The sequence below is a fragment of the Sphingobium sp. genome (genome assembly GCF_049304695.1).
Taxonomy (GTDB): domain Bacteria; phylum Pseudomonadota; class Alphaproteobacteria; order Sphingomonadales; family Sphingomonadaceae; genus Sphingobium.
The window spans coordinates 37,474-50,864 of the sequence record NZ_JBAQOK010000068.1 but is presented as its reverse complement, the minus strand read 5'-3'; the positions used below and the strand labels follow the sequence as shown (position 1 = coordinate 50,864).

11 protein-coding genes are annotated in these 13,391 nt (G+C 63.9%); 5 read left to right on the top strand and 6 right to left on the bottom strand.

Annotated features, from left to right (window positions below; translation table 11 throughout):
- The first annotated feature begins 38 nt into the window (after positions 1-38).
- From WA070_RS11480 to WA070_RS11470, 3 genes are all read left to right on the top strand, one after another.
- Positions 39-968, top strand: a complete 930-nt coding sequence (locus WA070_RS11480) for a FecR family protein (RefSeq protein ID WP_422634122.1) — start codon at positions 39-41, stop codon at positions 966-968.
- Positions 952-3,381 carry a TonB-dependent receptor domain-containing protein gene (locus WA070_RS11475; RefSeq protein ID WP_422634077.1) on the top strand — a complete coding sequence of 810 codons (2,430 nt, stop codon included), beginning with the start codon at positions 952-954 and terminating at the stop codon, positions 3,379-3,381. Before WA070_RS11480 ends, WA070_RS11475 begins: the two co-directional genes overlap by 17 nt.
- A 97-nt stretch (positions 3,382-3,478) precedes the next feature.
- Positions 3,479-6,685: a beta strand repeat-containing protein gene (locus tag WA070_RS11470; protein WP_422634076.1), complete on the top strand. Its 3,207-nt coding sequence runs from the start codon at positions 3,479-3,481 to the stop codon at positions 6,683-6,685.
- Between the two features lie 348 nt (positions 6,686-7,033).
- Here the strand turns inward: WA070_RS11470 and gatB are convergent, their stop codons facing one another.
- The 6 genes from gatB to gatC all read right to left on the bottom strand — a co-directional run bounded on the left by gatB (position 7,034) and on the right by gatC (position 11,550).
- Positions 7,034-8,539: an Asp-tRNA(Asn)/Glu-tRNA(Gln) amidotransferase subunit GatB gene (gene gatB / locus WA070_RS11465; protein WP_422634075.1), complete on the bottom strand. Its 1,506-nt coding sequence runs from the start codon at positions 8,537-8,539 to the stop codon at positions 7,034-7,036.
- On the bottom strand, positions 8,539-8,955 hold the full coding sequence (locus WA070_RS11460) for a type II toxin-antitoxin system VapC family toxin (RefSeq protein ID WP_422634074.1): 417 nt from the start codon (positions 8,953-8,955) through the stop codon (positions 8,539-8,541). Before WA070_RS11460 ends, gatB begins: the two co-directional genes overlap by 1 nt.
- On the bottom strand, positions 8,952-9,245 hold the full coding sequence (locus WA070_RS11455; protein WP_422634073.1) for an AbrB/MazE/SpoVT family DNA-binding domain-containing protein: 294 nt from the start codon (positions 9,243-9,245) through the stop codon (positions 8,952-8,954). The genes WA070_RS11460 and WA070_RS11455 overlap by 4 nt, the downstream gene beginning before the upstream one ends.
- Before the next feature lie 83 nt (positions 9,246-9,328).
- Entirely contained in the window at positions 9,329-9,676 is a 348-nt protein-coding gene (locus tag WA070_RS11450) for a hypothetical protein (protein WP_422634072.1), read from the bottom strand.
- Position 9,677: 1 nt separating this feature from the next.
- Positions 9,678-11,162, bottom strand: coding sequence for an Asp-tRNA(Asn)/Glu-tRNA(Gln) amidotransferase subunit GatA (gatA, locus tag WA070_RS11445; RefSeq protein ID WP_422634071.1), 1,485 nt, complete (start codon positions 11,160-11,162; stop codon positions 9,678-9,680).
- A 100-nt stretch (positions 11,163-11,262) separates the two neighbouring features.
- Positions 11,263-11,550, bottom strand: a complete 288-nt coding sequence (gatC, locus tag WA070_RS11440) for an Asp-tRNA(Asn)/Glu-tRNA(Gln) amidotransferase subunit GatC (protein ID WP_422634070.1) — start codon at positions 11,548-11,550, stop codon at positions 11,263-11,265.
- Positions 11,551-11,679: 129 nt separating this feature from the next.
- On the opposite strand from gatC, the gene WA070_RS11435 reads away from it, so the two are divergent.
- Positions 11,680-12,795: a DUF3089 domain-containing protein gene (locus tag WA070_RS11435; protein WP_422634069.1), complete on the top strand. Its 1,116-nt coding sequence runs from the start codon at positions 11,680-11,682 to the stop codon at positions 12,793-12,795.
- A 49-nt stretch (positions 12,796-12,844) separates the two neighbouring features.
- Entirely contained in the window at positions 12,845-13,318 is a 474-nt protein-coding gene (ruvX, locus tag WA070_RS11430; protein ID WP_422634068.1) for a Holliday junction resolvase RuvX, read from the top strand.
- Positions 13,319-13,391 lie beyond the last annotated feature (73 nt).

The following is a 13,391-nucleotide window of genomic DNA, read 5'->3' as shown; positions in this document are numbered from 1 at the left end:
GTCGCTGTAAGGGGCAAAAAATGAACAGGGCGGACGCCATGATGCAAGAGGAAGCGCTGGGATGGATCATCCGCACGCGTGATCCCGACTTTACCGACTGGGACGCCTTCACGCTATGGCTGGAGGGCGATCCGGCACGGGCGCAGACCTATGACGCGCTGCTGGCGGATGACGCCGGGCTGCATGCGATCGTTCCGCCCGAACCCGTCATCATGCCCGTCGCCGCCAATGATGCAGGCGAACGCAGGCCCGGCCTGACGCGCTGGATCGGTGGCGGCGCGATCGCTGCCGCTTTGGTCGCGGCGGTGTCGGTCGGCATGATGAACCGCGCGGACATCTACACCGTCACCACCCGCCCCGGCGAAACCCGCTCCATCGCGCTGGATGACGGCACGCGGATCGACGTCAATGGCGGCACCACGCTGCGCCTGGATCATAATGACACCCGCTTCGCCGCGCTCGACATGGGGGAGGCCGCCTTCACCGTGCGGCACGACGCCGCCAACCCGTTTCGCGTAAATGTGGGCGACGCGGTGTTCGAGGATGCCGGAACCGTCTTCAACATCGCTCATACCGGCACCGCGACTCGCATCGGCGTGTCGGAAGGCAAGGTGATCTATAATCCCAAAGCACAGGCCATCGCCCTGCCCGCCGGACGCGGTCTTGCCGACGATGCCGACGGCCTGCGCATCATGGATGTCGCACCCGCCACCGTCGCCAGCTGGCGGCAGGGGCGGCTGGCCTATGCCAATGCCCCAGTGACGCAGGTGGGCGAAGATATGGCCCGTTCGCTGGGCGTCGCCGTGCGCGTGACGCCGGGCGCAGGGGCGATGCGCTTCACCGGCACGATCCGGCTGGACAAGGATGCGGCCCGCTTCTTCGCCGGAGCCGCGCCGCTGATGGGATTGACGGCACAGCGTCAAGGGGATGGCTGGCTGCTGAAGGAAGGGAATGGCCCGCAGAATTGAGTATCTTTTCGTTGCCGCCCTTGTCCTGAACATAACGCCCGGTTGGGCGGCAGACAGACCGAATATCAGCATCGCCCCCGCACGGCTGGGCGAGGCCGTGGTCGCGCTCGGCCGTCAGACCGGCGTCAGCATCGGCATGTCCGATCAATCGCTGGCGACCCTTCCCACCCCCGCCGTCACAGGCCACCTGTCCGTCGATGCAGCACTCAAACGCCTGCTCAAGGGCAGCGGCGCAACCGCACGACGGATCGACGCGGCGACATGGCGCATCATCCGCACCCGTCCCGCTTCGCCGCCATCCGGCGGACCGCCCGCCGCCACCGCGTCCCTTTCGGAACAGCCGCCCGCCGACATCGTCGTCACCGCGTCGAAGCGCGACATCCCCCTGCTGCGCTATGCCGGCATGGTCGAGGCGCTGGACAATGACGCCTTCACCAGTGCGGAGGCGGCAGGCGGCACCGCCACGCTGCTCGCCCGTGTCGCAGCGCTCAGTTCCACGCACGCGGGCGCTGGCCGCAACAAACTGTTCATCCGCGCCATCGCCGATTCCGGTGTGGCAGGACCGACGCAGGCGACCACCGGGCAATATCTGGGCGACATGCGCCTCAACTATGCCGCGCCCGACCCAGACCTCAAACTCTACGATGTCGGCCGGGTCGAAGTGCTCGAAGGGCCGCAGGGGACGCTTTATGGCGCGGGGTCTTTGGGCGGCATCATCCGCATCATGCCCAACGCCCCCAATCTGGCGGAATGGGGCGGGCAGGCGTCGGCTGGCCTGTCCGCCACCCAGCATGGCCAGCCGGGCGGCGACCTGTCCGCCACGCTGAACATCCCGATTGTTTCGGAAAAAATCGCCCTGCGCGTGGTGGGCTATGGCGTGCAGGACGGCGGCTATATCGACGATGTCAAACGCGACAGGAACGACGTCAACCGCACCCGCACTTGGGGCGGGCGCGCCGCGCTGCGTTTCGCGCCGGACGAAAACTGGACCATCGACGTCAACGGCGTCTATCAGCATATCAAGGGCGACGACGCCCAATATGCCAGCAAGGCGGTCGGCAAGCTGGAGCGCGCGTCCAGTGTCGCCCAGCCTTATTCGTCCGACTATATGCTCGCCAACGTCCGGGTCGAACGGCAATGGGACACGCTGCGCTTCGTATCGTCCACCGGCTATGTCCGCCATGAACTGAACGAAAGCTATGATGCGACCCAGCCGAACGGCCCGCCGTCCCTGTTCCGCCAGCGCAACGATGTCACCATCTTCTCCACCGAAAACCGGCTGGTCCGCGACATGGACAACGGGCTGGGCTGGATATTGGGCGCTTCCTATCTGGAAAGTCGGTCGGACCTGTCCCGTTCGCTGACATCCTACGGCACGCTTCCAGCGTTCCAGCCGGAAATCATACCGGGCGTAGAGATTGCCGGCCGGGGCATGCCCGCGACGACGACCGGTGTGCGCAACAGCGTGCATGAAGCGACCCTGTTCGGCGAAGCCTCGTTCGAGCCGCTGCCGGGGCTGATCGCAACCGTGGGCGGGCGCCTCACCAACAGCCGCCTGTCGGGCAAGGCGCTCGATCCCGTCGCCGCGCTGTCTTCCATCGATCTGGCGCGTGCCGAAGCGCAGGCGGATCGCAATGAAACGATGTTTCTGCCCTCCTTCTCGCTGCTGACCGACGCGATTGCCGACGTCACGCTCTACGCCCGGTTCCAGCAGGGTTTCCGTCCCGGCGGCCTGACCGTCGATGACCAGCGCGCCCGCCGTTTCCAGAACGACCGTATTTCGACGGCGGAGGTTGGGTTCCGCAAGGGCGTGCCGGGACGCGACGCCATCGCGATCAGTGGTAATATCGCCTATACCGACTGGCGGAATATTCAGGCGGACGTGACCGACCGCATCGGCCTGCCCACGACCGCCAATATCGGCGACGGCCGCATCTATACGATCGAAGGGCGCATCGTCGCCCGCCCCGCCCCTCATTTCACGCTGGACGGCAGCATCATCTATAATGACAGCCGCCTGACCCAGCCCGCGCAATTCCTGCGCACGCTTTCCTATGAAGGGCGATCGCTGTCGCTGCCCAATGTCGCCAATCTGGGCGGGCGGATCGGCTTCGACTATCGCGCGCCATTGGGCGACCTGTCGCAATTTCATCTGTCGGGTTCCGCCCGCTATGTCGGCACGTCGCGGCTGGGCGTCGGGCCGATACTGGGTGGTAAGCAGGGCGATTATGTGGACACCAGCCTGTCGGCCAGCCTGACGCGCGGCCCGGTGCAATATTCGCTGTCGCTGACCAACCTGTTGGACAGCGACGGCAATCGTTTCTCGCTCGGCACGCCATTTGACCTGCGCACCGATTACACCACGCCGCTGCGTCCACGCACGGTGCGCATCGGTGTCGATTTCGCTTTCTGAACAACGGTTCATCGCAACAGGCCACGGAAATCGCCGCCCGGCATCGTCCCCTTCCCAACGCGCACGCACCAGACGCGACGCGCAAGAGGGAGACATCATGCGACATCTACTGGCCTGTTCGGCCATCGCCCCGGTCCTGGCGGCACTGACCCTGTCCAACGCAGCGGCTGAAACCAGCATCGCCACGGCCACCACCACCCCCGTGCGCACATCCACCATCGCCAATGGCGGCCCTGACGACATCTCCATCACCTCTGCCGGCACGATCACCCTGACCAGCGGCACCGGCGTCACGCTGGACAGCAATAACAAGGTGACGAATGCGGGCACGATCACCATCAACGACGCCGACAATGCCACCGGCATCCTGATCGCCCCCGGCACCAGCGGCGCGATCACCAACAGCGGCACCATCACCCTGACCGAAGATTATACCGCGACGGACACAGACAGCGATGGCGACGTCGATGGCCCCTTCGCCAAAGGCACCGGCCGCAACGGTATCTGGGTTCAGTCCGGGGCGGCCCATGTCGGCGCGATCGACCATAGCGGCACCATCACGATCGAAGGCAATAATTCCGCAGGCATCCGCCTCGACGCACCGCTGACCGGCGCGCTGTCGACCAGCGGCACCATCGCCGTCACCGGCGACAACAGTTATGGCGTCATCGCCAACGCAATCGACGGCAACGTCACGCTACGCGCAGCCACGACGGCAATCGGCGCGAACAGTGTCGGCGCGGCCTTGTTGGGCGACATAAACGGCGCGCTCAAGATTCAGGGCAGCATCGCCAGCACCGGCTATCGCACCACCACGCGCCCGACCGACGTCACAAAGCTGGACGCCGACGACCTGCTGCAGGGCGGATCAGCCGTGGTCATCGCGGGCAACGTCACCGGTGGCGTCATCTTCGATATACCCCCCACCACCAGCACCACCGATACGGACGTCGATAAGGACGGCCTGGCCGACGCGAGCGAAGGGAGCGCGGCCATCACCACCTATGGCGCAGCCCCCGCCATCCGCGTCGGATCGGCCACCGCCAATACCAGCATCGGCGCAGTCGCCGCCGAAACGTCGGGCTATGGCTTCATCAACAAGGGCACGGTCGCGGCCTATGGCGTCTATGACAAAATCGACGCCACCGCGATACAGATCGGCGGACTGGGCGGCACCGTAACCATCGCGAATGGCATCGGCATTGGCGGCACTGTCGCGGCGGTATCCTATGACAGCAACGCGACCGGCCTGCGCCTCGGCTCTGGCGCCAGCACCCGCGTTATCGACATCAGTGGCGCGTTGGGGGCATCGGGTTCTTCGATCGCGGGAACGACCTCACGCGCGCTGCTCATCGACACGGGCGCATCGGTCAACACCATCAGCATCAGCGGTAGCGGCAACGTCTCCGCAGCGGCGCTCAGCACTACGCTAGGGACCGCCATTGCGATCCAAGATATGTCCGGCACAGTGTCCACGCTGAACAACGCCGGTCGCATCAGCGCATCGGGCGGACTGACCAACACCGCCATCGACCTGAGCGCCAACAGCAGCGGCGTCACCCTGACGCAGGCGCTCGCATCGTCCACGGCCAACGCCCCGGCCATCACCGGCGACATATTGCTGGGGTCGGGCAACGACGCGCTGACCGTTTCGGCGGGGTCCATCACCGGCAATGTCAGCATGGGCGCGGGCAGCGACAGCATCGCGCTGTCCGGCACGTCCAGCCTGACCGGCAATGTCGCGCTCGGCGCGGGTACGTCCGCCCTGTCCCTCACCGACACGGCCAAACTGACCGGTGCGGTCGATTTCGGTGGCGGCGCGGGCACGCTGACGCTGGGCGGCACATCCACCCTGTCCGGCGCGATCAGCAACGGCGGCAATGTCGCGGTCTTCCTGAACGGTGGCACGCTCAGTGCTACCAACACCGGCAGCGTCGCGCTCGCCTCGCTCAGTGCAGGCGGCACATCGACGCTGGGCGTCACCATCGATGCGGCGAACAGGACCAACACGCTCTACGATGTCGCGGGCGCAGCCAGCTTCGCGACCGGATCGCAGGTCAAGGTGAACCTGACCAAAGTGGGGGGATCGGCGGGCGATTATATCATCGTGCGCGCAGGCGCACTTACCGGGACGCCGACGCTGACGACCGCCATGCAACTGCCCTATATGTTCAAGGGCAGCCTCGCTTCCGACGGCACGGCGGGCACCGTCACCCTGTCGATCGCGGCCAAGAGCGTCGATGAACTGGGCCTCACCGGATCGCGCGCCCGCGCCTATTCGGCGATCTTCAACGCGCTCGACAATGATGCGGATGTCGCCAACGCTTTCCTGAGCGTCAGCGATGGCACAACGCTGAACAGCAATCTGCAACAGATGCTGCCCGACCATAGCGGCGGCACATTCGAAGCGGTCACGGCGGGATCGCGCGCGACCGCCCGCATCCTGTCCGACCCCAACGGCACCTATCGCACGAAGGACGGCCGCCTCGGCTTCTGGCTGCAACAGGTCGCTTTCGGCAGCGCCAAGAGCGTTGGCGATACCGCATCCTATGACGTCAATGGATGGGGCGCGGGCGGTGGCGTCGAATATCTGAGCGACTTTGGCGCGTTCGGCGGATCGCTGGCCTATATTCATGGCAATGATTCCAGCGGGTCCAACAACGCCGTAGATTCCGACCAGTATGAACTGGCGGCCCACTGGCGCGGCCAATGGGGCGGCCTGCTCGCCTTCGCCCGTGTATCCGCCGCGACCATCAATTTCGACGGATCGCGCCATTTCGACAATGGCACGATCACCCGCACGGCGACCGGCAACTGGTCAGGCACGCTCTATTCCGCCACTGCGGGCGCGTCATACCAGATGCAGATGGGGCGCTTCAGCCTGCGCCCGGCGGCGGGCATCGACTATTACCGGCTGAAGGAAGGCGGCTATTCGGAAACCGGCGGCGGCGACGCATTCAACCTGACCGTGCTCGATCGCACCAGCGACGAAACCACCGCCAACGGCACGCTGACCGCAGGCTATGACTTTGGCAGCCTGAACAAGGAAGACGGCTGGGTCCGCCTCGAACTCGAAGGCGGTCGCCGCCAGATCATCGGCGGATCGCTGGGCGACACCATCGCGTCATTCAAGGGCGGAGAGAGCTTCACGCTGGTGTCCGAGGAGCGCACCAACGGCTGGACCGGACGCGCGCGTCTCTATGGCGGCACCGATACATTCCGGGTCGGCGGCGAATTCGGCGCGGAGGAACAACAAAATCACGTCGCCATATCATTTAGGGCGACGGTTAACTTCGTCCTGTGACGTCTTAGCTGTGAATGGACGGGCCAGACCCCAAGACCCCTCCCTTGGTCCGTCCATTCCGTTCCGGCACTTTATCCTCCCCCAGGATGCCGGGCATAAAGAGGAGGGGCGTCGCTGGTCCCCCCGGCGGCGCCCCTTTCTTATGTCTGCGGTGAAGCATGATGCCGCCACCCTGTCGCGTTCGCCAAGAGCGAGGTAGAGAATCGCGCAGCGCGACGCCTGGGTTTCTCGACTTCGCTCGAAACGAACGGATGAGGTGTTTTACATCCTCCCCTGTAAGGGGAGGTGGCTGGCCAAAGGCCAGACGGAGGGGTGTTACCGCTAGATCGAAGAGACCCCCTCGCCCAATCAGCCAGCCAAAGCCTTCTTCACCAGTTCATTGACCACCTGCGGATTGGCCTTGCCCTGCATCGCCTTCATCGTCTGCCCGACGAAGAAGCCGAACAGCGCTTCCTTGCCGCCGCGATACTGCTCGACCTTGTCGGCATTATCGGCCAGCACCTTGGCCACCACCGCTTCGATCGCGCCAGTGTCGCTGGTCTGCTTCAAGCCCTTTTCCTCGACGATCTTGCCCGCGCCTTCGCCGGTTTCCAGCATGATCTCGAACACCTGTTTGGCCAGACTGCCCGACAGCGTGCCGTCAGCGACCAGCGCCAGCAGTTCCGCCGCCTTGCTCGGGCTGACCGGGCTTTCCTGCAACGTCTTGCCAATGCGATTGAGCGCGCCATACAGGTCCGACAACAGCCAGTTGGCCGCAGCCTTCGCCACATCGCTCTCGCTCTTGCCCTGCGCCGCCGCGCTGTCGGCCACCAATTTCTCGAACCAGCGCGCCGTGTCCGCGTCCGCCGTCAGTGTCGCCGCATTATAGGCCGACAGGCCCAGCGCCTGCTCATAGCGCTTGCGCTTGACGTCGGGCAGTTCGGGCAGCGACTGGCGACATTCCTCGACAAAGGCGTCCTCCAGTTCGATGGGCAGCAGATCTGGGTCGGGGAAGTAGCGATAGTCATGCGCATCCTCCTTCGACCGCATCGAGCGCGTTTCATTGCGGTCGGGATCATAGAGCCGCGTTTCCTGCACGATCTTGCCGCCCGCCTCCAGCACGTCGACCTGACGGCTCGCCTCATGTTCGACCACCGCCATGACGAAGCGCACCGAATTGACGTTCTTCGTTTCCGTCCGCGTGCCAAACTCTTCGCCCGGCCTACGCACCGACACGTTCACGTCGGCCCGCATCGAACCCTGATCCATATTGCCGTCGCATGACCCCACATAGCGCAGGATCGTGCGCAGCTTGGCCAGATATGCCCCCGCTTCCGCAGGCGAGCGCATGTCGGGTCGCGACACGATTTCCATCAGCGCCACACCGGATCGGTTGAGATCGACATAGGAGCGCGTGGGATGCTGGTCATGCATCAGCTTGCCCGCATCCTGCTCGACATGGATGCGCTCGACGCCGATCACCTTGGTGCTGCTGTCCGGATTTTTCTCGTCCAGCACGATCTCGACCTGCCCCTCACCCACGATCGGGTGATAAAGCTGGCTGATCTGATAACCCTGCGGCAAATCGGCGTAGAAATAATTCTTCCGATCGAACCGCGACCATTTGTTGATCTGCGCGTCGATGGCGAGGCCGGTACGCACCGCCTGCCGGATGCATTCGCGATTGGGCACCGGCAACATGCCCGGCATCGCGGCATCGACCAGGCTGACCTGCGTATTCGGCTCCGCCCCAAACCCCGTCGCCGCGCCGGAAAACAGCTTGGCATTGGTGGTGATCTGCGCATGGACCTCCAGGCCGATCACGACCTCCCACTCGCCGGTTGCACCATGGATGCGATAGGTTGTGTCGGTCATCAGTCGTCCTTTGATGGCGTGATCAACGGCACGCCGGGAAAATAGCTACGGTAAAAACGCGGGTCTCGCGTCAATATGGTTGCGCCTGCGGCCTGCGCATGGCCACCGATCAGGAAGTCGGCGAGGATGGATTTCATGTCACCAGCCTTGCGAAGCTGACGATGCGCCTGAAAGGCGATGCCCGCGATAAATGCCGCCTCAGCGCTCAAGTCATGGATCTGAATCAACAGCCCGGTCATGATCATGGTGAATTGTTCCAGCGTCGCAAAACGCGGTGCCACCTCTCCTACAACCACGGCGTTGACCGCAAGCACTGTGCTTTGCCCCGCCCGATCGATATTCTCAAACGACCAGTCGAACCAGACGGGATCGCGATCAATAATGTCGATGATGACGTTCGAATCAATCAGGATCACGGCTCGTAATCGCCCCGCAACTCCCGCATATATTCGTCCGTACTCATCCCGTCCGGGTTGGGATATTTGCCTGCAATCGCCAGCAACCCCGCACGAATACGACGGCCCCGCTCGGCAGCATCTTCCGGTCCAAATCCCAAGGGAGCGACAACAACCTGTCCCGCTTCATTGACCATGACCTTATAGGGTTGCCCCGGCACCAGACCAGCGGCATCGCGCATGGCTTTGGGGATCAATATCTGACCCTTGCTCGTCATGGTTCCGGTATCGATCTTGGTCTGCGCGTTCATTGCCAAATCTCCAGTGTTACCAAGGTAACACTTTGCATTCTTCTCTTCAATCGCCTGTAGCGCCGTAGAAGCGACAGGTTGAGTCATTCATCTGCAGCATCTCTGAAATATGCTGCCGTGAGGCGCAACTCTGCCTGAAGAATTTGGGCACTGTCTCCACTTACATAGCGAACGGCTTCGAGACAAAAGCGCGCGATGACTTCGCTATATTCAGGGTAATTTCTAAGCTCGTAAACTGCCGCAGCTTTTGCAGCTATCGATCCTCCCGGTTCTCCAATTTTATCCATCACCCGGAAAAAATTGTCGAACCGCTGTTGTTGCTCATTTCGTTTTTGAAGAGCCACGTACTGCCAAGCCGACCAAGCAAGGGTAATGAGAGGCAAAACAATGCCTCCCCAAGCAACCCAATCTTGCCAAACAGTCAGTGTCACATCACCACCACTTGTCCGCACGCGCCGTAAAGCCCGCCCGTTCCTCGATCGCCAGCCCAGCGTTCAGCACGGTCTGCTCATCCAGCGCGCGGCCGATGATCTGCAACCCCAGCGGCAGGCCCGCAGAATCCAGCCCACCCGGCACCGACATGGCGGGCAACCCCGCCAGCGACGCAGGCACGGTGAACACGTCGTTCAGATACATGGCCAGCGGATCGTCCTGCTTCTGCCCCAGTGCAAAGGACGCGCTCGGCGCGGTCGGGGTCAGCAGCAGATCGCATTGCTCAAATGCCCGATCGAAGTCACGCGCGATCAACGCCCGGACCTTCTGCGCCTGCGTATAATAGGCGTCGTAGAAACCGGCGCTCAACACATAGGTGCCGATCATGATGCGGCGCTTGACCTCCGGCCCGAAGCCGGCGGCGCGGGTCGCGGCATACATGTCCTGCAAACCCGCCCCATCGGGCAAGTCGCGCTGGCCATAACGCACGCCGTCATAGCGGGCGAGGTTGGACGACGCTTCGGCAGGGGCGATGATATAATAGGTCGGCAGCGCATATTGCGTGTGGGGCAAGGAAACCTCCACCACCTTCGCGCCCGCATCCTTGAGCCATGCGATCCCCTGATCCCACAGCGCCGCGATCTCCGCATTCAGCCCGTCGGGGCGATATTCCCTGGGGATGCCGACCGTCTTGCCCGCAAGGTTGCTGGACAGGCCCGCCTCCCACTGCGGCACCGGCAGATCGAGCGACGTCGAATCCCTGGGATCGAAGCCAGCCATCACCTCCAGCATGATCGCATTGTCACGCACCGTGCGCGCCATCGACCCCGCCTGATCGAGCGAGGACGCGAATGCAACGATGCCCCAGCGCGAACAGCGGCCATAGGTCGGCTTGATGCCTGCAATGCCGGTGAAGGCCGCAGGCTGGCGGATGGACCCACCCGTATCGGTGCCGGTCGCCGCCGGACACAGCCGCGCCGCAATCGCGGACGAAGACCCACCCGACGATCCACCGGGCGCCAGCGCTGAATTGTCGCCGCCGCCACGCTTCCACGGGCTGATGACATTGCCATAATAGCTGGTTTCGTTCGAAGACCCCATGGCGAACTGGTCGAGGTTCAGCTTGCCCAGCATCCCCGCGCCTGCAGCCCACAGCTTGCCCGACACGGTCGATTCATAGGTCGGCACGAAGCCTTCGAGCATGTGGCTCGCCGCCGTCGTCTGCACGCCCTGCGTACAGAACAGATCCTTCATGCCGATCGGTACGCCCGCCAGCGGCCCCAGCGGATCGCCCGCCGCCTTCGCCTTGTCCGCCGCATCGGCAGCGGCCAGCGCCATGTCCGGCGTTTCGACGATAAACGCGTTCAGCGCCCTGGCCGCCGCGACATTGGCGTTAAAGCCCTCCGCCACGTCCCGCGCCGAAAAATCGCCTGCACGAAATCCATCGCGAATTTCAGCGACGGTGAGATCAGTAAGGTTGGTCATGCCAGAACTTCCGTTCGCCCTGAGCCTGTCGAAGGGCTGCTCTTCACTTCAAGAAAGGACTGGGCTTCGACAAGCTCAGCCCGAACGGTGAAAGGGATACTCACTCAATCACCTTAGGCACCGCAAAAAAGCCATGCTCGGCCTGCGGCGCGTTGGCCAGCACCTTGTCACGCACATTGCCGTCAGTGACGACATCGTCGCGCAGCCGTTGGTGGTTGGGGATGACGGCGGTCATCGGCTCAATGCCGGTGACGTCCACCTCGCCCAATTGCTCCACCCAGCCAAGGATGTTGTTGAGTTCCGGCACCATCGCTTCGGCTTCGGCGTCCGTCACCGAAATGCGCGAGAGGCTGGCGATCTTTTTTACGGTCTGAAGGTCTATGGACATATCGCCGCCGCTACCACCCGGCCACGCCCGCTTCAAGCCGTTTCGCACCCCTTGCGCCCTCCTGTCCCTTGCGCCAGACAGGGCGTAGCGATCGGGGCATCCGCGCCCCGCGACTGGAGATCTGTGTAGGTGGCGCGCAAATTCCTTTACATCATTACGACCCTGATCGTGCTGGTGATCGCGGCGCTGCTGGCCTACCGCATCTGGGGCATGCAGCTCATTCGCATGGTCATGGTCCCACGCGAAGCCTTCACCGATATCGCGCCACTGCCCGCCAATGCTTATGACGACCCCAAAATGTGGATCGCCCGACCCGACATCGTGCGGGACAATCCGGGCCTGTGGAAACCGGCGGGCGTGACTGACACGCCGCCTGCGCAAAAGGCAGCCATCTTCTTCATTCATCCCACCAGCTACATCACGACCTTTGGCAGCGCGCAGTGGAACGCGCCGCTGGGCGACACGGAAACCAACGCCACCGCCCGCCGCTTCGTGCGCAGCCAGGCCAGTGTCTTCAGCGGCGCAGGCGACGTCTGGGCACCCCGATACCGTCAGGCCAATTATGGCGCGTTCCTGACGCGCGGGCCGGAGGGCGACCGCGCGCTCGCCGCCGCCTATCGCGACGTGGCGCAGGCGTTCGCCGCCTTCCTCAAAGCCAATCCCGAAGGCCCGCTGATCCTGGCCGGACATAGCCAGGGGACGCGCCACCTGCTCCAGCTCCTGCGCGAACAGGTGGCGGGCAAGCCGGTCGCCAACCGCATCGCCGCCGTCTATGCCGTCGGCTCCCCCGTGTCGGTGGAAGCGGACCTGCCCGCGCTCGGCCTGCCCGCCTGCGCCCGAGCGGGTCAGGCGCATTGTATCGTCAGCTGGCAAAGCTATGCCGAACCGGCCGACCCGTCCGCCGTGGTCGAAAGTTTCGAACGCAAGATCGGTTATACCGGCCGCCCACGCAAGGGTACGCATATGCTCTGCACCAACCCCATCACCGGCGCGTTCAACGGCGCAGCCCCGGCCAGCGCGAATCTGGGCACGCTCGACGCCCGCGACGCGGACCAGCCCACGCGGCTGCTGGCAGGCATCGTGCCTGCCCGTTGCGACACCAGCGGCGTGTTGATGATCGGGGAGCCTGTCGATATGGGACCGTTCACCCTGCCCGGCAACAATTACCACGTCTATGACTATGCCCTGTTCTGGGCCAATGTCCGGGCCGATGCGCGGCAACGGCTGGCGACCTTTGTCAAATGATGCCATGGGCCGGGGCGAACATGCCCTGCCAGCTAAAGTTGATCATCCCATGAAACTCGTCACTACCGAACGCCTGGCCTTTCGCACGGCGTTGCCGGAGGGCGGCCGCCTGATCGGCATGGATGTCGGCACCAAGACGATCGGCCTTGCCCTGTGCGACGCACGCTGGGCCATCGCCAGCCCCGCCCACACCATTACGCGCGGCAAATTCACGAAGGACAAGGCGATCCTGACGGCCTTCATCGTGCAGCAGCAGGTGAAGGGCATCGTCATTGGCCTGCCGCTCAACCTCGACGGCACCGGCAGCCCGCGCAGCCAGTCCAGCCGCGCCTTTGCGCAGAACCTGACCGACCTTGGCCTGCCCATCCTGCTATGGGACGAACGCTGGTCGACGCAGGCCGTAACCCGCACCCTGATCTCCGCTGACGCCAGCCGCGCCCGCCGCGACGAACTGGTCGATAAACTGGCCGCCAGCTACATTTTGCAAGGCGCGATCGACGGTCTGGTCGCCGGGATGGAGTGAACGGCAAACCCAAATCCGTTCGTTTCGAGCCCTTCGACTGCCTGCCAAGGCAGGCGCTCAGGACAGGCCGAGG